Consider the following 23891-nt stretch of genomic DNA (forward strand, 5'->3'; position numbering starts at 1 on the left):
TCTGGTCTAGTCCAGACAGTATTGAAGATTTTAACTTGAAAAAACAGTGAAATTTTTATGACAGATCAAAGCAAAAAAAGGGCCTTTCGGCCCTTAGGTTGTTAAATAACAAAGGGAGAGTTATTTATTAAAAACGGTATTCTGCGCCGATATAGTAATAAGCACCATTAAAGCCAAATGGCGCTGAACGGCGTGAGTACTCAAATACACCAGGGCTACTTACAATAGTATTACCATTTGCATCGACAATGGTGCCTGAGCGTGAATTACCAATTTTGTTTTTGTCAGGATAGACATCAAACAAATTGTTAGCACCAATGTTGACAGATAGGTCTTCTGTAACAAAGTAATTCACTTTAATATCAGTCAAAATTTCTGCTGAATACGTTTGACTGCCGCCATCTTCAACCGTGTATTCACCAAAGCGATTAAGCGATAAATTAACCGTCCAGTCATCGCGTTGATAAAGCGCACTTAAGTTAATACGATCCTCTGGTTGCCATTCTTCGATGATTGAAATTTCTTGATCTGAGAATACATCTTCAACCGGCACAGTTTCTAAACCTGAACCTGCTGGTGTAAATAACGACACAACGTCAGTTTTAGTAAAGTTAGCAGCAAGTGTAAAATCAAGTGTGCCGCCTAAACCTTCTGTATTCCATGTTGCTACAAAATCGATACCACGCGTTTCAGTATCAGCACCATTTAAGAAAAACTGACCCGCACCTGCACCAGAGCTAACTAGTGCGGCATCTAAGCTAGAAGAAAGCCCTTTGCCTAGACGATTACTGATAACAATACGATCGTCAATATCTATCGAGTAGTAATCAACCGTCACGTTAATGTTATCTGTTACGTTATACACAATACCTAAACTGCGATTTTGAGATTTTTCTTCTGTCAGTTTTGGAATACCTAAACTTTGCGCAAGTGTTGAATCATTTCTGAATGTCCCCACTTCTTCAGCAACCAATGTACCATTTGGACCGACAACAAACTGCGTGCTAATATTATTAAAGTATAACTGTTGCATAGACGGGGCTCTAAAGCCTGAGCTTAATGCACCGCGTAATGAAATATCCTCAGTAACTGACCAGTTACCCGCTAGTTTAAAGTTAACAGTATCACCAAAGCCTTTGTAGTTATCGTAGCGAAGTGCGCCCGATAAAATGACATCGTCTATTACATATGCCTCAGCGTCTATGTAGAATGAAATGACATCACGCGACTCATCAACAGATGAAGCGGGAGATGAACCACCAAAACCTTGCGTGCCGCCAGATGCGTTTTCGCTCCCTACACCACCACTTAACCCGTCGTAAATACTTACCCCGTTATTTGTATCGTAATCGCGGTATGCGTATTCATTACCTTCTAAAATACGGTATTCGTCAGTTCGAATTTCAGCACCCATCGCTAAAGAGTAATCATCAAAGTTTTGCGTAAAATCAAGATTGATGGTTTGCAGTGATAATTCCATACCATAGGCATATGCTTCACGAGGGATTGTTGTACGAATATCTGCAGCACTTAACCCTTGGTCATAACGTAAAAAGTTAGCGTATGAAGCATTGATTGTGTCACTTGTTGTGTAATCAATACTGTTTTCACCGTACGTGTAAGATAAGTCTAGGCTTGCATCATTATCAAATTGTGTTTTGTAACCAAAGTTATAGGAAATATCATCGATAGTGGTGTTTATTTTTGGTAAGAAACCTAACGGAATTGTCGCATCGTTATCTTGTAGTACTGGGTTACCACCCGCATTTGCATTATGACGGAAAAACGCAGCCGATTCGTTATCACGCGTCGAGTAAGTAATAAAACCATAAAGCTCGCCATCACCTAACTCATAACCTGTATTAATTGTTAAACCAAACTGTTGAGAGTCGGCATCACCAATTCTAAATGTATCTCTGTCTGCGCTCACTTCACGCGGATCACCAGCCAATAAAGTACCGTCACTTAGCTCTGTACAACCGTAGAATTGGCAAGAGCCATGTAAACCAGCACGATTAGTGGGCGAACGGTCGCGGTAATTAATTGTTGCATTTAAATAACCGTCATCGCCAAGCGCAAAGCCTTTATTAAAATCAACATTAATCGTTTCGCCATCACCTTCTGAATACTGACCATAATTGATAGCCGCTTTACCGCCTTCGCTACCATCTTTAAGAACAATATTAATAACACCGGCAATTGCATCAGAGCCATATTGAGCCGCAGCGCCATCACGCAGTACTTCAATGCGTTTAATAGCAGAGGCTGGAATTGCATTCATATCAGTCCCCGCAGTACCACGTCCTACTGATGTATTGATATGAATAATACTTGCTTGGTGGCGACGTTTACCGTTGATCAACACGAGTGTTTGATCTGGACCCAAACCACGCAGTGTGGCAGGTCTTAATGCATCGGTACCATCACTAATTGACGAGCTTGAAAAGTTAAATGAAGGGGCAATAGACTGTAACATACGGCCAACTTCGGTTTGGCCTGTGTTTTCAAGCGCTTCAGCACTTAAAATATCTACTGGAACGGGTAAATCTTCAACTGAACGCCCTGCTACGCGGCTACCGACAATAGCAATTTTTTCAATTTTTTCTTGAGCAACTTCTTGTGCTGCATTGACACCTTGTGAATTTACCGCAAGTAACGCGGGTAATATGGCTGCACTGACCGCTGAAAGCTTCATCATGTTGTTATCATTCCTGTTGATTTGTTTGAGTTTTATACTCAGTAATCCATTTTGATCAACAACCGCATCGAGCTCAGTTCCACCTAGCAATGCTGCTAATGCATCTAGCTGGGTATAAAATCCATATACTGAATTTGCATCATATTGCTTTGCCAACTCATAAGAAAACACCACGGTTTGCTCGGTTTGCTTAGCAAATTCAATTAAGGCTTTGTCTGCTCGCTGCGCTTTTATATCAAATTGCACCATTTGCCCAGTGGTTTGAGTTGTGGCTTGCACACTGATACTAAAAATCGCGGGGGCAAGCACACTTAAACCACCCAATAAATGCGTATGGTTACTGCGCAACTTATATAAACAACTGACAAACAAAAATCCTCTATGGCTTTGTTTCTTTTTTTTAATATTTTTTTTACGTGTGATCTCTATAGATGCAACTTTATCTAACATATGTTTGATTTGCATAGCTGCTACTTATGATTTTGTCTGGTATTTAAGACTTACCACATGCTCGCCTAAACGTTCATGGTCAATTGAAAAGTTAGTTTGTAAGCTCTCAAGTAAGCCGGCTACGTCGCCAGCTCTAAATACGCCTGCCACTTTAATTTTAGCAAGCTCTGCAGACGATAATTCAAAGCGCGTAGCGGTATAGCGACTCACCTCGTTTAAAGCGTCACCTAATTGCTCCCCGTTAAAAATTAACATCCCATTTTGCCATGCTAAGTCACGTTGTACATCATCTACAGAAAGCTGCGTTATTGGTTTTGTTATACTTTGTTCAATAACCGCTTTTTCGCCAGAAGTAACAATATTTGCATTAATTTGACGAATTTTTTGTGTGCTGTTGTCAGCAAGTTGGTACGCTTTAAAGTCGTTAGCATCAACCGCGACACTTGGATCGGTGATCATCACTTTGCCTTCGGTAACCACGAGCTCTAAATCTGATGAAGTATTGCGTTGTACATTAAATACCGTGCCTAACGCAGTAAAGCTCTTATCACCCGCCATAACACTAAATGGACGCGATGCATCTTTTGCCACGTTAAAACGCCCTTCCCCCTTATTGAGTAATAATTGCCTGCGCCCTTTGCTATAAGCAACTTCTAACATACTGTTCGTATTTAACTGCACAATAGTCCCATCGGGTAAGACATAGGTTGCTTGTTCGCCCACTTTAGTTTGATAAATTTTAGTGTAATTGACTTTAGCTAACTCTTTACCAAAGTCATTTTCTAAATTAACCAATAAATAGCTGCAAACCATTAACGCTGCAAATAAACTTGCCGCAATAGAATATGGAACAACCCACTTGCTTTTAGAGTGGTTAGCACTGTTGTGTTGAGGGAATAAAATGCTTAATTCATTTAACACAGAAAGTTCATCCCACAATTGGGCAATTTCGTATACTGCGTCTTGATGCGCGGCACTTTGCAGCATCCACAGCTTAAATTGTTCTTTTTCTTCATTGCTAAGCCCACGATCAATAGCACTTACCCATGTACAGGCATTTTCTAAAATTACGTTTTTTGAAGTAAATGGATGCACATTGCTCATTTTGCAACTCTCTGTGTTGACAACGGTTGCAATGAAGCTGGCGTAGTGTTGTTTTGTGGATTAATATTTTGGTCATGCTCTCGCATATACAATAGGGTTTGTAATAATCCCTTTGCTATATGCTTTTCCACCGTACTTTGGCTTAGCTGCATGTTTTCTGCTATTTCTTTTTGGCTCATACCGTATACTTTTTTTAATATAAAGCATTTACGAATCGAGGCACTAAGCTGTTCTGTGGCTCTACAAAAAAGTAAAAAGCGCTCTTTAGAGGTGTATTCATCCTCAAGCTGCATTGATTTAAGCAACATGGGCAATTCGCTGTTTTGCTCTAAAGATTCGTTAAATTTGTTATCCCACTTAGCAATATGATTAAGTGCTAAATGCTTTGCTGTTTTAAGCATGTAACTGCGGGTAAATTGAATATCTTGTTTTAAATCGGCTTCGTAGCTTTTTATAAACGTTTCTTGCACAATGTCTTCTACGTCATCGGGCTGAACTATGCGAGAAACAAAACGCTTAAGTTGACTTGAAATATCAACAAATGTTGACGTAAACGTTACTTTTTTCGTCATCCTTAACATCCACCTGTTGTTATTTTTATTACTAGTAGATTACGAGTTTTGAGCATAAAAACAAGCAAAATGTTAACTTTGGGTTATTTATATGGATAGAAAGATAAATGAGTAAATTTTTAGATTATATTCGATTAAGCTTTTTTGCCTGCGGCTTGCTTTTAGGTGTGCAAATTCCTGCATTTGTAAGCGACTTTGGACAGGCCCTAAATGCACAACTCATTGAAGCCAATAAAGCAATTGCACCATTTAAAAATGATGCCGCACAGTACTTTAACAATGACTTAGAGAAACTAATCAAGCACTATCAAAATTTAGATGATGATATTGTCGGTAAAGGTGCAAACAATATTGATGCACTCAATACTCGCCAGCAAACATTGCAAACTGCCGTTAATGCATTTTCAAAGTCGCCCTATTTATTTACACTCACCAGTAATTTAAGTGATATAAAACAACAAGTATGGCAACGTTTTGAAGGACAAATTATTTTAAAGCAGGACTCAATTACAGCCGCTGTTATTGCAGCCATTATTATAGCCCTACTCGCAGAGCTTAGTGGTTATCTAGTTTTAACAGGAATAAAACGCGCGTACCTGCGATTATTTACAGCTTAAAAATAGCGATTTCATAAAATCATAAAATACATCGGTTTTGCGAGTGGTTAAACTATTTTGCGGCCGTAAAAACCACACTGGCGCGTCACTTTGCGCCATCACACCCGCCATTATTTCAACTAAAGTGCCATTTTTAAGCTCCTCGTTAATGGCTATTTTTGATTTAATTGCAATGCCATGTCCTGCAATAGCAGCTTGAGTCATGTTGTCTGAGTTTGAAATAGTAAAACGAGTTTTAGCATTAAAAGTATGTATTTTTTTGTGTTCGTCAAACAGTTTTAATTGCCGTTGCCACGGCAAACATACCCAATAATGTTCGCTCAACTGCATTAAATTTTTAGGCATACCGTGTTTTTCTATATAACTCGGCGCTGCGCAAAGTATTCGGCTATTATTTACTATTTTTCGCGACAGCAATCCTGAGTCATTTAACTGCCCTACTCGAATCGCCACGTCTTGCGCGTCATCAACCACATTTACAAAATGATCGGTTATTAAAAAATCAAGTTTTAGCTCAGGATAAGCCTGCTCTAACTCATTAAGTTTAGGCATTACATATTTTGAAAAAACCCAAGGTGGCATAGTCACGCGTAATAAACCGCTCACTGATGAACTTCGTGCACCGATACTATGCTCTGCGTCCTGCAGTGCTTCTATTATGGCGCCAACTCGGGTATAAAATATTTCTCCTGCGGGAGATAATCGTATTCGTCGGCTATCTCTAAAAACAAGCACGGTAGCAAGTTCGCGCTCTAATTTACTCAAGCGATGGCTTACCGTTGCAGGTGATAAACGTTGCTCGCGCGCAGCAGCAAGTACCCCTTTGTTTTCAACCACAGCTATAAATGTTTCTAAATCACTTAAGTTATACATAAAGGTGCCATTGAGCATTTTTCAATGTTTAATATTTTCGAATGAAGCTTTCACTTTTGCAATGTTTATTTAAATAACTAAAACACTATACTGTCATACAGTTTAATTATTGAGGTTCAATCATGAGTTTAAAAGCGCAAATAGATGCCTACAACATCCAAAAAGAGGCCAAATTACCGGCTGATGTTTTGGCATTAATGAACACCACAAACGAAGAGCTTATCGCACAGCATATTAAAGACAATGCGTTGCAAACTGGCCAAAAAGTAGAGAACTTCAGCTTAGTAAATCATAAAGGCGAAAACGTTAAACTTGCGGATTTACTACAAAAAGGCCCTGTCATTATTAGCTTTTATCGAGGTGGTTGGTGTCCGTATTGTAATTTAGAGCTAAAGGCACTTAACGATTACTTACCGCAATTTAAAACTCAAAGCGCTCAATTAGTGGCTATATCACCACAGTTGCCTGATGAAACTCTCTCTACGGCTCAAAAAAACGATCTCGAATTTGATGTACTTTCAGATGTTAGTAATGAAGTAGCTGAGCAATTTGGTTTGTTGTTTACACTCGATGAGCGTATTCAAAGGTTATATACCGAATTTGGCATTGATTTTGAACACTACTATGGCGATAAAAGCTTTAAATTGCCGCTACCTGCCACTTATGTAATTAATCAAGCGGGTATTATTACTTATGCCTTTTTAAATGAAGATTACACATTACGTGCAGAACCTATTGATGTTATGGCAGCACTTGAATCGGAGGATAATTAATGTCTATTTTAAAATCGTTAAAAACATTCACTCTTTCACTACTTGTGGGCACAAGCCTTGTATCTGGTTACGCCGTAGCTGATGAACCAAAAGAACAAGCAAAACCTAAAGTGCTTATTTTTGATGTAAACGAAACCCTACTTGATTTGACGTCAATGCGTACATCAATAGGTAAAGCACTAGGCGGACGTGAAGATTTATTACCACTGTGGTTCTCTACCATGCTACACCATTCACTGGTAGACACAGTAAGCGGTAACTATCACGACTTTGGAAAAATCGGGGTAGCGTCGCTACTTATGGTTGCCCAAAACAACAATATTGATATTACCAGTGAACAAGCTAAAACAGCCATTGTTACGCCACTTTTGACCCTTCCTCCCCATAGCGATGTTAAAGAAGGACTGACGAAACTCAAAGCACAGGGCTATAAATTAGTAAGTCTTACAAATTCTTCAAACAAAGGTGTTAAGGCACAGTTTGAAAGCGCTGGTTTAATATCGTACTTTGACGCACGTTACAGTATCGAAGATATTAAAATTTATAAACCAGACTTACGTGCTTATGAGTGGGTGCTTAAAAAGCTAAATGTAGCACCCAATGAAGCAATGATGATAGCAGCGCACGGCTGGGATGTTGCTGGTGCAAAAGAAGCTGGCTTACAAACCACGTTCATTGCACGCCCTGGCAAAGCCCTTTATCCATTAGCTAAAAAACCTGACCACGTTGTGAAAGATTTACATGAATTAGCCGCTCTACTTAAATAAGTATGCGCTAATAAATCAATACCCAAGCGGTCAATGTCAGGATGATATTGGCCGCTTTTTTATAACTAACCCTAAATATGTCTTAGCGTATTTATTTCATAATCAGTATGTTAAAAAATTGAATGCAAACAAAGTATTTAGCTCGTTAAGCGTTACTTTATCTGCTAGCAATTTAGTACTCACAACGCTACTATTAAATAAATACGTGGTGGAGAAGATAATGAATAGTGAAAGATTAGGTGAATTTGAGCAGTACTTTCAAATAAATGAAAGTATAAGAGTGAATCTATTCGCTGTATCGAATGATGAAGTGCCTCAATCGCAACTTGAATTAGAAGACGACATACCCCCACTATTTAGACTCGCTAACGAAGTCAGTGAACTTGAACAAAGCTCTTTACGCCCACTGCGTAACTTAGGCGATATAGCACAAGAGCTAGCTACTTTTTTGCAGGCGCAGTCACGTAAAATTGATTTAATAATGAGCCATATTTTAGCCTCAGAGCAAGCACAAGATAACGCTATACAATGTGATAGCTACGGCGGTGGCGGTATTCGTTTTACCTCACCAGATGTACACCCTATTGGTCAAGCATTTAGAACTAAGCTCTTTTTACATCACGAAGCCTCGGCTGTTTATTGTTACACCGAAGTGGTTGCCATAGAAAAGCAAGAGAGTGAGCATTATCAATACACCATGCTATTTACTGCCATTAGAGCAACCGATCAAGAGCTTATTGTTAGAGCGAGTTTACATGCGCAGACTCGTCAGCTTAAAAAACGCCAAGAACCCGAACCAAACCAAGCCGACCTAAACAGTGATAATTAGCTGACATCTTTATGTAAAATGCTAAACTAGCGTCATCTTAATTAGTATATAAAATTCATGAACTTTAGACTTTTACCAGAATGGGCCGAGCAAGACGCCGTTATGCTCACGTGGCCTCACAAAAACACCGATTGGGCCGACAACTTAGCAGGTGTAGAACCTGTTTATACTGAACTTGCTAAGCACATAACAACGCAGCAACAGCTTGTTATTGTGGCGCATGACAGCGCCTTAAAAATGCATATTACAGCACTGCTAAATAGCGCTAATATCGCTCTAAATCGTGTTCATTTTGTAGTAACGCCTACCAATGATACGTGGGCACGCGATCATGGTCCGCTCACTTGTGGCGCTATTGATACGCCAGGGCAACTAAAAGTATATGATTTTACTTTTAATGGTTGGGGCAATAAGTTTGAAAGCACATTAGACAATCAAATAAACCGTACATTGGTAAAAGAATTAAGTAGTTCAAAAAACCAATATCAAGCACTCGATATGGTACTTGAAGGCGGTGGTATTGAGATAAACGAACACGGTGTATTACTAACAACCAGTGAGTGTTTGCTCAATAAAAACCGTAACCCAGATTTAAACCCAAGTGATATTGAAGCACTTTTAAAAGAGCACTTGGGCGCGACACGTTTTTTATGGGTTGATCATGGCTATTTAGCGGGCGATGACACCGACAGCCACATTGATACGCTCGTGCGTTTTGCACCAAATAATACCCTTGTCTATGTGCAGTGCGATGATAAAACTGATGAACACTTTAGCGCACTTGATGCAATGGAAAAACAACTGCAAACCTTTAAAACGGCCGATAACACCCCATATAACTTAATTGAGTTACCGTGGCCAAAAGCCGCTTATGACGATGAGCAAACACGTTTACCGGCTACCTACGCTAACTACTTAATTATTAATAATGCGGTACTTGTGCCAACGTATAATGATGCCAATGATGAACGTGCTCTTGCTCAAGTTCAAAAAGCATACCCTGAGCACATTATTATTGGCGTAAATTGCCAACCTATTATTGAGCAATTTGGCAGCCTGCACTGTATTACAATGCAATTACCTCGTGGATTTTTAGCTGGAGCAGCACAATGACAAGCCCTGCAAAGTTAACCGTTGCGTTAGTGCAACAAAGCAATACCGATAACGCTCAGCACAATATGGCAAAATCAATGAATGCCATTCGTGAAGCCGCTCAAAAAGGTGCAAAACTGGTTGTACTTCAAGAGCTACACCGAAGCCTCTATTTTTGCCAAACCGAAAATGTTGACGTATTTGATTTAGCCGAAACTATTCCAGGTCCTAGCAGTAATGCCTTAGGTGAGCTTGCTAAAGAGCTAAGTATTGTAATTGTCGCTTCTTTATTTGAAAAACGTGCAACGGGCCTTTATCACAACACCGCAGTTGTATTAGAGCAAGACGGCAGCATTGCGGGTAAATACCGAAAAATGCATATTCCTGATGACCCTGGTTTTTACGAAAAATTTTACTTTACCCCAGGTGATATCGGTTTTGAGCCTATTCAAACCTCGGTCGGTAAATTAGGCGTGCTAGTATGTTGGGATCAATGGTTTCCTGAAGCGGCACGTTTAATGGCAATGGCTGGCGCTGAGATATTAATTTACCCAACCGCTATTGGTTGGGATCCTAACGACGACATTGCTGAGCAAACCCGTCAAAAAGATGCGTGGGTTATTAGCCAGCGTGCCCATGCGGTTGCCAACGGTGTACCGGTAATTAGCTGTAACCGCGTTGGCCATGAAAGTGACCCAAGCGCGCAAAGCGATGGTATTGCGTTTTGGGGCAATTCGTTCATTGCAGGCCCACAAGGTGAATTATTAGCAGAGGCTAATAATACTGATGAGCAAATTTTAGTAGTAGAAATTGATCAAAAACGCTCAGAAAACGTAAGACGTATCTGGCCGTTCTTGCGTGACCGACGAATTGATCACTATAAAGACCTAACAAAAATATACCGAGACTAAGTCACCTGAACTCTGGGTAACAAATATAATGGCTCTTACTTGCTAAGAGCCAACTATAAATGGAGTAATAAATGGCGTTTGAGCAATGGGCAGCCTTGCCTTGGGTAAAATCTCAAAAAGATAAAATTCAATGGGGCCAGCTAAGCGGAAGTGGTTTAAGTATTGCCATTGCTGAAGGCGTTAAACAGCAAGACAACTTAGTCTTGATTGTTACGCCTGATACACCAAGCGCACTGCGCCTTGAAACAGAGTTAGAATATTTATTACCCGATAACCCAGTAATGGTATTTCCTGATTGGGAAACTCTGCCATACGATCATTTCTCTCCCCATCAAGATATTATTTCAGCCCGGTTAGCCACTTTAAATACCTTAAAAAAAGAACAACAAAGTGTGTTAATTGTGCCTGTATCTACCTTAATGTTGCGCACAGCCCCGGCCTCGTTTATTTACGGCTCAACAATAAATTTTAAAGTGGGCGACAAGCTAGACACACATAACTTTCGTGACAACTTAGAGCAAGCTGGTTATTTAAATGTTCAACAAGTAATGGAGCACGGCGAATACGCTATACGCGGCTCTATTGTTGATTTGTACCCTATGGGTAGCCCGCACCCATTTAGACTCGATTTTTTTGATGACGAACTCGACACCATTCGTTTATTTGATGTAGAAACGCAGCGTTCTGATGAAAAAGTAGATAAAATTGAGCTACTTCCAGCACATGAGTTTCCAACTAACGACGCTGATATTGAACGTTTTAGAATAAGCTACCGTGAAAAATTTGGCGCAAGTTCGCAGCAAGATTCTGTATACATGCAAGTGAGTAAAGGTAACTGGCCTGCCGGTATTGAATACTACATGCCGTTGTTTTTTGAAAAACTAGCGACTATTTTTGACTATCTTCCAGATACGACAACTGTTATGCAACTAGGTGATTTAGAGCATGCGGCAGATAACTTTTGGCACGATGTAAATGTACGTTATGAAAACCGCAGAGTTGACCCACTTCGTCCATTACTAGAGCCTAATGCGCTTTATCAGCCTATTGAAGAGTTGTTTTCTAATTTAGGAAATTTTGCACGTATCCGCTTATCGCTTGCAAAGCTTGGCACTAAAGCAGGGAATAAAAACTTAAGTGTTAGCGAGCTGCCTGCCATTCGAATCGATCATAAACAGCATGAACCTTATGGCGCGTTCATAAATTATGTAGCAGAGCAAAAAAAGAAAAAAGGCCGTATATTACTCAGTGTTGAATCCGATGGTCGTCGTGAATCATTACTGAGCATTCTAAAACCAAGCGGTTTAAAATTTAAAGAATTCGAAACACTCGAACAATTTACAAAAAGCCCGAGTGATGTAGGTTTAATAGTAAGCCCACTTGAGCAAAGTGTGGTACTTGGCACTAAACCAAGCCTATCAATTATTACCGAGCAAGAACTGCTGGGTATAAAAGTATCTCAGCGCAGACGCCGCAAACATAAATACGAAGCCAGCCAAGATGCGCTAATTCGTAACTTAGCAGAACTAAAAGAAGGCCAACCTGTTGTGCATCTCGATCATGGTGTTGGCCGTTATCAAGGTTTGCAAACAATTGACGCTGCAGGTGTAGTTACTGAGTTTGTTACGATTACTTACGCAAGTGAAGCTAAATTGTACGTGCCAGTATCTGCATTGCATATGCTTAGTCGTTACTCTGGCGGTGAAGAAGCCAGCGCCCCGCTGCATAAGCTTGGCTCAGATGCTTGGGAAAAAGCAAAAAAACGTGCGGCTGAAAAAGTTCGCGATGTAGCCGCAGAATTACTTGATATTTATGCTCAACGCCAAGCAAAGCCAGGTAATAAATTCACCCTAGATGCCCCTGCATATCGCCAATTTAGCGATAGCTTCCCGTTTGAAGAAACTGACGATCAGCGCAACGCCATAGAAGCCGTATTAGGTGATATGCAATCAAAACAAGCCATGGATCGCTTAGTGTGTGGTGACGTAGGCTTTGGTAAAACAGAAGTGGCCATGCGTGCTGCTTTTGTAGCGGTTAACGATGACAAACAGGTCGCCATTTTAGTACCAACTACCCTGCTAGCTCAACAGCATTATGAAAACTTTAAAGACCGTTTTGCTGATTTTCCTATTGAAGTTGGTGTGCTTTCACGCTTTAACTCCACCAAAGAGCAAAAAGACACGCTTGAAAAAATGGCCAACGGTAAACTCGATATAGTTATTGGCACACATAAACTGATTCAGCAAGACATTAAATTTCACGATTTAGGCTTACTTATTGTTGATGAAGAACATCGCTTTGGGGTGCGTCAAAAAGAGAAAATTAAAGCACTGCGCGCCGATGTAGACATACTTACACTGACTGCAACGCCAATACCGCGTACACTCAACATGGCCATGAGCGGCATGCGCGATTTATCAATTATCGCAACGCCACCGGCTAAACGCTTAGCGGTAAAAACCTTTGTTCGCCAACGTGATGTAGAACTAATACGCGAAGCGGTACTGCGTGAAATTAAACGCGGTGGCCAAGTTTACTTTTTGCATAACAATGTAGAAACTATTGACCGTGTTGCACAAGAAATTAGTGAATGGGTCCCTGAAGCGAGTGTAACATCAGCCCATGGTCAAATGCGCGAGCAAGAGCTTGAGCAAATAATGACTGACTTTTATCATCAAAAATACAACGTGTTGGTGTGTACCACGATTATCGAAACCGGTATCGATGTACCTACAGCCAACACCATTATTATGGATAGAGCAGATAAACTCGGCCTTGCACAGTTACACCAATTACGTGGGCGAGTTGGCCGAAGTCATCACCAAGCGTATGCTTATTTACTGACGGGCGACCCAAAAGCGCTATCTAAAGATGCAAGTAAACGCTTACAAGCAATCGAATCGTTAGAAGATTTAGGCGCGGGTTTTGCCCTCGCTACACATGATTTAGAAATTCGTGGCGCGGGTGAGTTGCTTGGCGATGATCAATCAGGTCAAATGCAAACCATCGGCTTTAGTTTGTATATGGAAATGCTTGAACAAGCAGTAAATGCGCTACGCGAAGGTAAAGAACCAACACTTGAAAATCTACTAAAAAAACAAACTGAAGTAGATTTGAAACTAGCTGCATTATTACCTGACGACTACATACACGATGTTAATGCACGATTAGGTATGTACAAGCGCGTTGCTAGTTGTGCTAACCTTGACGATATGGATGAGTTACAGGTAGAGCTAATAGACCGCTTTGGTTTATTACCCGATGCCGCTAAAAACTTATTTAGCTTACAACAGCTTAAAATGCAGGCCAGCAATTTAGGGATAACAAAAATTGAAGCTAACCCTAAAGGCGGTTACTTTGAGTTCAGCCAAGATACTAAGGTTAACCCTAGCTTCATCATTGGTTTGATACAAAGTGCACCTAAGGTGTACAAAATGGATGGCGCAAATAAACTGCGCTTTGCAATTAGTGAGGCAAATGCCCGCGAACGCTTAAAAATGGTCACTGCAATGATTGCAGATTTCGAAAAAAAGGTTAGCCATTAATGTTGCTAAAAAAATCGCTGGTTATTTTATGCTGCTTATTTAGCAGCACTGCATTTGCAGAGCGTTGGTTTGAGGTTGAAGTGCTCATATTTAAACAGCGCCCCGCCCCCTACTTGCAAGAAGACTTTAGCCTTAAACATAAAGCTATTGCAGATAAAAATACCCTAGACCTGTTGACTCCACTTTATACAGAGCAAGCTAAACAAGCGTGCATAGATGGTGATGAGCGCTTTCAAACACGTTCATTTACCGATTCATTAGTTGGCATTAATCCACAGTCAAGTGTGTGTGATGAGAGCATTGATTATTTACAAAGTTACGATGAACTCCCTGTGACTCCCCTTGTTGAAACACAAGAAGCAATGGAGCAAACTTACCTTTTATCATCTGAGCAATTGCAATTTAAAACTCAATATGCACAGCTCTCTCGTAAAGGGCTAACACCTTTACTGCATACAGGCTGGCGCTTTGAAGGAGCAAGTAAATCACGCTCGCCGAGCATGCATTTAATTGCAGGTCAGCACTTTAAAAATGATCTTAATACAATACCTAGCTATGCTAACCCTGATTTTATTAGCTTGTTAAACGCTCAACCTGCACTGTTTAACGCTCCAGATAAGCCAAACGTTAAATGGGAACTCGATGGTTTATTTAAGATTCATTTACGTCATTATCTCTTTATAACAGCCGATTTTGATATCAGCCAAAAACTAGAAAATGGTGATATAGAATCAGCCCGCTTTTCACAATTTAGACGTGTGATCAGTGGCGAAGTGCACTATCTAGATCACCCTCGTATGGGAGTAATAGTGCAAATAAGAAAGTTTAACCATTAACCTTATACCAATTGCATTAAATTAGTGATTTATTATAGGGATAAGAAAATAGCTCAATAACAAAGCTAAGATTATGATCTAGAATGATCATGTTTTTAATAAAATTGGTATTATTCATCTTTAGGAAATAAAAATGAAAAAACTTCTAATTATCGCAACCTTACTTAGCCTTGCAGCGTGTTCAAAAGTAAGTCAAGAAAACTACGAAAAAATTAAAATAGGCATGGATAAAGCCGACGTTGAAACACTATTAGGCAGTGCTGATAACTGCGTAGAAAAAACACTCCATACTAACTGTGTTTGGGGCGACGAAACTAAAAATATAGAAATCACGTTAGTATCCGATAAGGTAACTTTATACAGCAAGCACGGTTTAACTAAATAAACCTGAATCTCGTTTAAGAAATTGAACTAAATGCCTGTTCCGAGATCCGATCTTTCGACCAAGAACGATTGGATAAACAAGGAACAGGCATGATTAAATTAGTTGAATTGTTTTGCGATGTCGATGATTTTTGCAAAGTATTTATACCCCAATGGAAAAAACAATTACTCGAAGATGGCACCCAAAAACGTCAGCGAGCAGGGCGTATGACGACCAGTGAAATTATGACTATTGTTATTAGTTTTCACATGTCACATCATCGTGATTTCAAAAACTACTACCTTGGTTATGTATCACTTATGTACAAAAGTGAATTTCCTAACTTACTCAGTTACACACGATTTCTAGCCGTTATGCCGAGAGTAATTGTGCCAATGTGTGCCTATTTCACTTCACTTAAAGGTAAACCCACAGGCGTTGAATTCATTGACTCTACATCTATTAAGGTCTGCCACAATATTCGTATTCCAAGACACAAAACCTTTGATGGAATAGCCCAGCGAGGTAAAGGAACGATGGGATGGTTTTACGGCTTCAAGCTGCATTTAGTCGTTAATCATCATGGTGAAATTGTTGCTGCGAAAGTGACAACAGGAAATGTACATGATACTCAACCAGTCCGCGAATTAGCGAGCTGCCTGACGGATAAATTATACGGTGACAAAGGATATTTAAGTAAGGCTTTAGAAGCGGATTTGCTCGATAAAGGGGTAAAGCTCATTACGACGGTTCGCAAAAATATGAAGGCAAAAGCGATGTCATTATGGGATAGAGCGATGCTTTCAAAGCGTTTTATAATCGAAACAATTAATGACCAACTCAAGAATATATCCTTCATTGAACATTCGAGACATCGGAGTATGAACGGCTTTATGTTGAATTTAGTGGCTGGATTGGTGGCTTATTGCTTTAAAGAAAATAAGCCACACCTTAATTTAACTGACGTAGAGCTTAATGCATTAGTTATCGCTTAAGCAGATCTCAGGTTAAATAAGTGTATGCTTATACAAAAAAAGGAGGACAGACTTACATCTGCCCTCCTTTTTATTTTGTAGAATAGATAAGTTCTATATTCACTATTTTACTGCGATTTAGCGTTATTTTATACCGTTGGTAGAGCTTTTTATCTTCTTCAGTTAATATCAGCACCATGTTCAATTGGTAACGCCTTTCTACCGCCTGTTTAGATATTTTATTACTGTCTAAATGATAGAGCTTACCCTCGCCTCGCTTTAAATAACGGGCAAACGGTGCAAGGTTAAAATGTAATGTTTGTTGTAGTGTATCGTAACCTGGTAAAAATTCTTTAGCGCTAACACGCGTTTCACTTGCAAAGTGCAACCACTGCGCGGCTTGTTTATTTTGCTGACGACGTTTTGAAAAAATAGCTTTCACTTCTTTTGGGATTTTTTTAAAGCGCGTATATTCAAGCCAGATAAACTGGCTCGCCACCTTATCTTTAGTAATACTGTTTTTAAAGCTAAATCGCCATTTGGGACGCCCTTGCACGATTGCTCGCCAAATCACCCGTGTAATGTCTTCTTTAAATATTTCCCGTAATCCATAAATAACCCCTAGAATCAAAATAAGTGTTGCGGTTACTTCGGTAAAACTAGAACGTGCATTTAATATCACCACCATCACAAAAGCCATTATAACCGCTGTGACAGTGCCTTTGACCAAACGTTTTAGGTAGCTATTCAGAAAACGAGTTTGTCGCTGTAATATAACGCCATGCTCAATTAAGCGTTGTAGCAAGCGCATCTTATTCGTTATTCTATTAGCATCTTGCATGGTTGTTTCTGAGTTGTAGTTTTTTTCAGCGCGGTACGTATTTTCATTTTTACAAAACTGCAGTAAATCATTACGTTCTTTTGCATAATCGCTGCTACGTGGGCCTTCATCTAAAAGCTTTAAAAAAGATTGCTCAACATGCCAACTTAAATAGTTATCTGCATTGGTAAAAAATGGCAGTAACTTTTCATCATCTGGCGTATACCGACGCAGCTTTTTTAAAAGCCCCTCACTTTGTTCATACACTTCGTTAGCACGTTTATAAAAGTCTTCTGCTTCGTCAATTTTTAAGGCATCTTTTATATCAGCATCGAGTGCTAAACGCACTTGGTAGCAAAATAAATTAAGGTTTTGCCGATAATCTTGCTGCTCGCCTTTGTTTTTACTCACAAAACGGCTTCGTACTAACGGCAAATGTATATTATTGGCGTTATAGGCTAAATGCGATTTAAAGTGGTTATTAAAATAAGATTCTTCAGAAAGCGTCTGCGGGTTGATCCCCATTTCATTCGGGATCGAAAAGTACAGATCAATACGCTGCTCAGCGCGAGGATTTAGCTCTGGTTCAATGACAAAAGATAAGTTTTCGTCTTGTTTTAACAATCAGTTCTCCTTAGCCGATTTGGTTAATTTTGGGGACTACTCTAACGCTGGAGAAATTGCGCTATATTTTAGAAACTTAAGTGTACTTGCCTACTCAGCTTTGTTCAATAAAAAAGGCCCAGTAAATACTGAGCCTCAATAAGATTAATCTGCTAATTAAAGCTTAATGTTTACACCAGCAAATAAACGACGGCCAAGTACATCATATGTATATGGGTCAGTATTTGCAGAGTAATTACCAGTGTAGTAAGGAGGTTGCTTATCAAACATATTGTTGATACCAGCAGACACAGTAACTACATCGTTAATCATGTAAGAACCACTAATATCATGATACACAACTGATGGTGTAGTCGGTGCAATACATTCGCTTTGATCAAGTCGACAAGTAAAGCTATCCATACCAGCAACATAACGTGCTTCGTATGTTGCATCCCACGTGTCACCACTGACAGTTACGTGAAGGTTAGACTTAAGATCAGCATAGCCACCTTTACCGTTTGTAATATAACCTTGATAGTCAATTACCGCACCAGTATCAACAACATATTCATCTAAATAGGTTGTATCAAGGCCTGTTTTCCATGCTAAACCTAACGCATCAAATGAATACTTTAAGTTTAAATCTATGCCTGATGTTTTTTCTGAGCCTATGTTACGCAACTGGTTGTTGAATACGATACGGCCATCAGTACGTATCAACGCACCAGTGTTTTCACACAATGTAGTCCCAGTACCATTAGGGTTAATACACTGATCGACAACAAATTGACTTGTGTAAGTACTGATAGCATTTTCAATTTCAATATCGTAGTAATCTAACGTCATTGAAAAACCGTCAAGCCATTGTGGCTCATAAACAACACCAAATGTTAACGTATCTGCTTCTTCAGGTGTTAAAGCAGCATTGCCACCCACAGTTACTTCAGCTTGATCGTCTGCACCTGGGAAAGTTACGCCATCATAAGAAATAGCTTTGCCTGAGTATAACTCATCAACTGTTGGAGCACGGAAAGCTGTTGAGCGCACTGCACGCATCATTAACTCATCGGTAGCGCGCCAAGTTAAGCCCAATTTCCACGTATTATCTGAACCAAATGTACTGTAATCAAAGGCACGGATTGCAGCGCTTAACTCAACACTGTCAGCGAATGGTGCATTTGCTAGCAATGGTATTGCAAACTCAACGTACGCTTCATCTACATTAAAACCACCACTTGTTGGATCTACGCGAGGGTCGTTCCCTAATCCTTGAGCAGCAATTGAATCAGGATCTTGCCATGCTTTTTCTTGGCGATGCTCAATACCGGCAGCAAATGCAGCATAACCTGCTGGTAGTTCAAACATTTCACCAGAAAGAGAACCTGAAACGATAAACAACTGGCTTCCACCAGACTCTTGCTCTTTATAAATGTATTCGCTTACGTTTGATTGAACCCAGTCAGCTTCATCTAAAGGGTTAAAGTTACCTGCCTCAACATCCGCTTTTAAAGCTGAAACGTTATGCAGGTTACTTGTTTTACTTACAGAGTCATTTCGACCAAAGTTAGCAGAAAGATCCCACGAGTAATCGTTAATAACACCTTCTGCACCTACAACGATACGCACTGTATCCACTGTTTGAGTGTAGTTACGTGTACCACTTTCGCTCATACGACGACGGTAGCTGATTGGATCGCCAGCTGCATAATTTGTTGCAGTTGTTACGTAATCACCATTTGCATCTTTTACAAATGCATTATTAGCAACTTGACGTTTATCAAAAGTTTGACCTAAAAGGCTGTTGCCCATAGTGCTTGGATCATAAGCAAACTTAAAATTAATTGGTTGTGGTGCTAACTGTTGCTCTGACCAGCGTTTTGTATAGGTAAACTCACTAAAAAAACTTGTGTCGTCAGATAACTCATAAGTACCAAGTCCTGTAATATTTAATCGGTTCATCGGCGTATACAAGTAACTACTGCGAGCATAGTTGTATGAATCATTTTCAGCTGAATAACGGTGTAACCCGCCTAAACCGCTCAAACCACTATCGTCAGCTATACCGGTTTGTTCAATTTCACCTTTTTTATTTAAAATACCAGCAGTTAAACTGTTTTGAATATGGCCGCCTTCACTGAATGAAGAACCTCCACAATAAAAACCGTTACTCCCCTCTTCAATTGGGCAATCTGAAAAACCTCTGTTAGCTTGGCTTGCTTCGCCACGATTTGTGTACTGCGCACCAAAAACAATATTACCTTTATCGAATGAAGTACCTACTGTGAAGTCAATAGAGTTCTCAGTCGCATCATGCTTTGATGTCATTGCAGAATTGACGTTTAAATCAAGGCCTTCAAAATCATTTTTTAGAATAATATTTACAACACCAGCAACGGCATCTGTACCGTATACAGCTGAAGCGCCATCTTTAAGTACTTCAATTTGCTTGATCATAGAAACTGGAATTGTATTTAAATCAACAGTAGACGCTGCACCAGTTCCTGAGTTGATCATACGACGTCCATTCACAAGTACTAATGTACGCTGTGAACCTAAACCACGTAAATTGATAGATGCGTTACCACCAGAGCCGTTATTTACGCCGGGGTTGGTCATTGCGCCACCAGTAGCGGTCATTTGTTGAAGTACGCTATCAACAGATGTTGCACCAGATGCTCTTATTTCATCTGCGCCAATGAGTGTTACTGGGCTAGCAGTTTCCATATCTGAACGCTTAATACGAGAACCCGTAACTTGAATTTTTTCGATTGATTTTACAGCTTCATCAGCAGCTAAAACTTGCACACTTGAGAACATTGGAATTGCTGCAATTACAGCTAAGCCAAGAGTTGATTTTTTCATGAAAGAACCCTACTTGTTGGAAATTTACCAATATTGGTAACACTCACTTTTATAAGATTGGTGAGCTGGGCAGGCAACTTAGGCCCAGTTAACTGAACGAAAACTTAATAGCAGGTTGATTTTTGACAGTGGATAATAGGAATGAAACATTCAAGGTACAAAGGTTATAACTTGTTTCATTGTAAACTAAAAAATACAGATAAAAATCAATAAATTAAACAAACTTTGATACAATTAAAAAACAGGTGAAACCAATGTGATGTAGTTTGTAATTATATGTAATCATACAAGAAATAAGCTTAGCAAATGCAAATTAACAAGTTAATCACAGCACATTATTAAAAGCGCAAAACTAAATGTTAATTACTAACTATATTTATGCGGTTATTGTCAGCAATTTTAACGGTTTAACTCACTTTACATATTTACTTGGGCCTGTTGACCTTTCAGAATTAAAATTTGTTTAATCTAGGGGCGATTTAATCGCGGCGCGAGATTTGTAACCTAGTGGGCTAAGTAAAAACCGAGCAACAAAGAGTAAATTGCCCCTGGGCAGAACCCAAGGACAGCGCATGTTTGGCATTTATGCTGCGTTATCGCCAATTTATGGGGAATAACCACACATCATAGGCTCTGCCTTGCCTAAATACCAAGCAGCCTGATGTAAATTCAACCTCGAAAGATAAGCAGGCCCTAGAGAAGCCTCTGATGTGTTTACTGAATAACTCGAATACCCAACAGCAAAGCGCACTTCATAAAAAGACTGGAAAGTGTATAGTGATCGAACGCAATAATCGCTCGTATCAATTTAGGGTATAGAGTGGTGTTATACCAAACTGCATAAATCTTTGATCAATTTAACGAATTAAATTGCACTATAACGTCGTTAAAAATTTTTTATTTAGAACAACTAGATACAAAAATTTTTGCCTAGTTCTAGCGTAATTTTTTTAACGTTAAATAGACCCCATATATAAGCAGATTGGTATTAGTAATTTACATAAAAAGGGTAATGGAGTGTTTTTTCAACTGAGGTGGTTTTATTTACTAAGGTAAGTTCTAAGTTCCAAAGCATGTTTTTTTCAGCGCATATACCCACCATAGTTTCGCTTTGCCAACTATCGCCGTATTGCTTAAATTGTTGGGGTATATAGCCCATATACATAGTAATACCTTTTAGTTTGGCATTTGTAATGTGTAGCCCGCTAGGCAGTTTGCTAAAAATTGTAAAGGGGGTTTCGGGCGAAGGAGAGGAGTCACTTAGCCATATTTTAACACCACTTGGGAAAGTACAGGGTAAATTAGCATCGCATGCCTCTGTATTTTCGAGCAAAACCTCATTGTTTTCAGAAAAATCGCATGCTGTTAATAACAAAGTCAGTACTAAAAATACGGGTAATCTGTATCCAAGCATAATAATCTCGCTGTAAATAAAAGCGAATCTTAATAATCGGGTCTATAAATAACAAGTAGTAATGTTACGCTTAGTCGAAATATGGCACAAACTGTATCAAAAAATAAACAACAAACTCACAAAGTTTGATTGATGTCATAATATTACGTAATTGAACTATCTTTTTTAGGTCAAAAAATTTATCATTTCACCCGCAAAAATTAAGGGTTTCTCGAGTTTGTTTTCTGAAGCATTCATGCTTTGAACGTTTTAGGTAACATGCTTGTGAAGTAATAGTAGGCCCCACTTTTTATCGGTGGGTAATTCATTTCTAAACGCATTTATTGCAGCGGAAGCCAGAAAATGAGCCAAACAGTAGCATCACAAACTGAGTATAACTATAAAGTTGTACGCCAATTCGCTATTATGACAGTGATTTGGGGCATCGTTGGCATGAGTATTGGGGTTCTGATTGCTGCCCAATTAGCTTGGCCAGCACTTAACTTTGATACACCATGGTTAACTTACTCTCGACTACGTCCGTTACACACGAACGCAGTAATTTTCGCATTTGGTACCAGTGCACTTTTTGCGACATCTTATTATGTCGTTCAACGTACTTGTCAAACGCGTCTTTTCTCAGACAAACTCGCCGCCATTTCATTTTGGGGCTGGCAGCTCGTTATTGTATTAGCTGTAATAACGCTACCACTAGGTATTACTAGCTCTAAAGAATATGCAGAACTTGAATGGCCAATCGATATTTTAATCGCTGTGGTTTGGATTATTTATGCGATTGTATTCTTTGGTACTTTAATCAAGCGTAAAGTGTCGCATATCTATGTTGCTAACTGGTTCTACGCTGGCTTTATTATCACTGTTGCTGTGCTTCACATTGTAAACAGCATGGCAGTGCCAGTATCGTTAACTAAATCGTACTCAATCTATGCAGGTGCGGTAGATGCGATGGTTCAGTGGTGGTACGGACATAATGCGGTAGGTTTCCTACTAACGGCTGGTTTCTTGGGTATGATGTATTACTTTGTACCAAAGCAAGCAGGTCGTCCAGTTTACTCATACCGTTTATCGGTTGTTCACTTTTGGGCGTTAATTTCATTATACATCTGGGCAGGTCCTCATCACCTTCACTACACTGCACTTCCTGATTGGACGCAAAGTTTAGGTATGGTTATGTCTATTATCTTATTCGTACCGTCTTGGGGTGGTATGATCAACGGTATTATGACACTGTCTGGTGCGTGGCATAAACTACGTACTGACCCTGTATTACGTTTCTTAGTTGTTTCATTATCTTTCTACGGTATGTCTACGTTTGAAGGTCCAATGATGGCAATTAAATCTGTAAATGCATTATCTCACTACACAGATTGGACAATCGGCCACGTACACTCAGGTGCACTAGGTTGGGTTGCGATGATTTCAATTGGTGCTATTTACCATCTGATCCCTGCGTTATTCGCACAAGGTCGTATGTATAGCGTTAAATTGGTTAATACTCATTTTTGGTTACACACTGTCGGTGTTGTTTTATACATTGTTGCAATGTGGATCTCTGGTGTAATGCAAGGTCTAATGTGGCGTGCAGTAAATGCTGACGGTACATTAATGTACAGCTTTGTGCAGTCTTTAGAAGCGTCGCATCCTTTCTATATCATGCGTTTTGTAGGCGGTGTATTCATCGTAGCAGGCATGTTAGTTATGGCTTATAACGTTTTCCGTACAATTTCAGCTGAGAAAGAATCACTGAAATTAGACGCGCAAGCACAATTAGCATAACGGAGTGA

General features: G+C 39.6%; 18 protein-coding genes. 11 read left to right on the forward strand and 7 right to left on the reverse strand.

What is annotated here, in order from left to right; genetic code table 11:
• Positions 1 to 127: 127 nt before the first annotated feature.
• The 3 genes from PALI_RS08985 to PALI_RS08995 are packed head-to-tail and all read right to left on the reverse strand — an operon-like array spanning position 128 to position 4824.
• Positions 128 to 3163 (reverse strand): TonB-dependent receptor plug domain-containing protein, encoded by a 3036-nt coding sequence (locus tag PALI_RS08985; protein WP_193155633.1) that lies wholly within the window; start codon positions 3161 to 3163, stop codon positions 128 to 130.
• A gap of 9 nt (positions 3164 to 3172) precedes the next feature.
• Entirely contained in the window at positions 3173 to 4252 is a 1080-nt protein-coding gene (locus PALI_RS08990; RefSeq protein WP_193155634.1) for a FecR family protein, read from the reverse strand.
• Positions 4249 to 4824 carry a sigma-70 family RNA polymerase sigma factor gene (locus PALI_RS08995; protein ID WP_193155635.1) on the reverse strand — a complete coding sequence of 192 codons (576 nt, stop codon included), beginning with the start codon at positions 4822 to 4824 and terminating at the stop codon, positions 4249 to 4251. Before PALI_RS08995 ends, PALI_RS08990 begins: the two co-directional genes overlap by 4 nt.
• Before the next feature lie 107 nt (positions 4825 to 4931).
• On the opposite strand from PALI_RS08995, the gene PALI_RS09000 reads away from it, so the two are divergent.
• A complete protein-coding gene (locus PALI_RS09000) occupies positions 4932 to 5441 on the forward strand; it encodes a DUF2937 family protein (RefSeq protein WP_138584892.1) in 510 nt (169 codons plus the stop codon).
• Here PALI_RS09000 and PALI_RS09005 read toward each other — a convergent pair.
• Complete coding sequence (locus tag PALI_RS09005) at positions 5427 to 6314, reverse strand: LysR family transcriptional regulator (RefSeq protein ID WP_138584891.1); 888 nt, start codon at positions 6312 to 6314, stop codon at positions 5427 to 5429. The two genes, PALI_RS09000 and PALI_RS09005, sit on opposite strands and share 15 nt — an antisense overlap.
• Positions 6315 to 6436: 122 nt before the next feature.
• On the opposite strand from PALI_RS09005, the gene PALI_RS09010 reads away from it, so the two are divergent.
• The 9 genes from PALI_RS09010 (at position 6437) to PALI_RS09050 (ending at position 16426) form a co-directional block, all read left to right on the forward strand.
• Entirely contained in the window at positions 6437 to 7087 is a 651-nt protein-coding gene (locus tag PALI_RS09010) for a peroxiredoxin-like family protein (protein WP_193155636.1), read from the forward strand.
• A complete protein-coding gene (locus PALI_RS09015; protein WP_193155637.1) occupies positions 7087 to 7854 on the forward strand; it encodes a haloacid dehalogenase type II in 768 nt (255 codons plus the stop codon). Before PALI_RS09010 ends, PALI_RS09015 begins: the two co-directional genes overlap by 1 nt.
• 220 nt (positions 7855 to 8074) lie before the next feature.
• The gene (locus tag PALI_RS09020; RefSeq protein WP_138586393.1) at positions 8075 to 8683 is read left to right on the forward strand and encodes a PilZ domain-containing protein; all 609 of its coding nucleotides are present in this window, start codon (positions 8075 to 8077) and stop codon (positions 8681 to 8683) included.
• Between the two features lie 57 nt (positions 8684 to 8740).
• The gene (locus tag PALI_RS09025; protein ID WP_193155638.1) at positions 8741 to 9796 is read left to right on the forward strand and encodes an agmatine deiminase family protein; all 1056 of its coding nucleotides are present in this window, start codon (positions 8741 to 8743) and stop codon (positions 9794 to 9796) included.
• Positions 9793 to 10686 carry a carbon-nitrogen hydrolase gene (locus PALI_RS09030; protein WP_138586395.1) on the forward strand — a complete coding sequence of 298 codons (894 nt, stop codon included), beginning with the start codon at positions 9793 to 9795 and terminating at the stop codon, positions 10684 to 10686. Before PALI_RS09025 ends, PALI_RS09030 begins: the two co-directional genes overlap by 4 nt.
• Before the next feature lie 71 nt (positions 10687 to 10757).
• The gene (gene mfd, locus PALI_RS09035) at positions 10758 to 14231 is read left to right on the forward strand and encodes a transcription-repair coupling factor (protein WP_193155639.1); all 3474 of its coding nucleotides are present in this window, start codon (positions 10758 to 10760) and stop codon (positions 14229 to 14231) included.
• Positions 14231 to 15067, forward strand: a complete 837-nt coding sequence (locus PALI_RS09040) for a peptidoglycan binding protein CsiV (RefSeq protein ID WP_138586397.1) — start codon at positions 14231 to 14233, stop codon at positions 15065 to 15067. Before mfd ends, PALI_RS09040 begins: the two co-directional genes overlap by 1 nt.
• Before the next feature lie 133 nt (positions 15068 to 15200).
• Complete coding sequence (locus PALI_RS09045; protein ID WP_193155640.1) at positions 15201 to 15452, forward strand: DUF3862 domain-containing protein; 252 nt, start codon at positions 15201 to 15203, stop codon at positions 15450 to 15452.
• Between the two features lie 89 nt (positions 15453 to 15541).
• On the forward strand, positions 15542 to 16426 hold the full coding sequence (locus PALI_RS09050) for an IS982 family transposase (RefSeq protein WP_077538070.1): 885 nt from the start codon (positions 15542 to 15544) through the stop codon (positions 16424 to 16426).
• Positions 16427 to 16496: 70 nt separating this feature from the next.
• Here PALI_RS09050 and PALI_RS09055 read toward each other — a convergent pair whose 3' ends face one another.
• The 3 genes from PALI_RS09055 to PALI_RS09065 all read right to left on the reverse strand — a co-directional run bounded on the left by PALI_RS09055 (position 16497) and on the right by PALI_RS09065 (position 22107).
• A complete protein-coding gene (locus tag PALI_RS09055; RefSeq protein WP_077538295.1) occupies positions 16497 to 17849 on the reverse strand; it encodes a hypothetical protein in 1353 nt (450 codons plus the stop codon).
• Between the two features lie 156 nt (positions 17850 to 18005).
• The gene (locus tag PALI_RS09060) at positions 18006 to 20693 is read right to left on the reverse strand and encodes a TonB-dependent receptor (protein ID WP_193155641.1); all 2688 of its coding nucleotides are present in this window, start codon (positions 20691 to 20693) and stop codon (positions 18006 to 18008) included.
• 988 nt (positions 20694 to 21681) lie between these two features.
• The gene (locus PALI_RS09065; RefSeq protein ID WP_193155642.1) at positions 21682 to 22107 is read right to left on the reverse strand and encodes a hypothetical protein; all 426 of its coding nucleotides are present in this window, start codon (positions 22105 to 22107) and stop codon (positions 21682 to 21684) included.
• Between the two features lie 342 nt (positions 22108 to 22449).
• Here PALI_RS09065 and ccoN point away from each other — a divergent pair, with 342 nt between their 5' ends.
• Positions 22450 to 23883: a cytochrome-c oxidase, cbb3-type subunit I gene (gene ccoN / locus PALI_RS09070; protein ID WP_077538298.1), complete on the forward strand. Its 1434-nt coding sequence runs from the start codon at positions 22450 to 22452 to the stop codon at positions 23881 to 23883.
• Positions 23884 to 23891: the final 8 nt, after the last annotated feature.

The organism is Pseudoalteromonas aliena SW19, assembly GCF_014905615.1.
Lineage (GTDB): Bacteria > Pseudomonadota > Gammaproteobacteria > Enterobacterales > Alteromonadaceae > Pseudoalteromonas > Pseudoalteromonas aliena.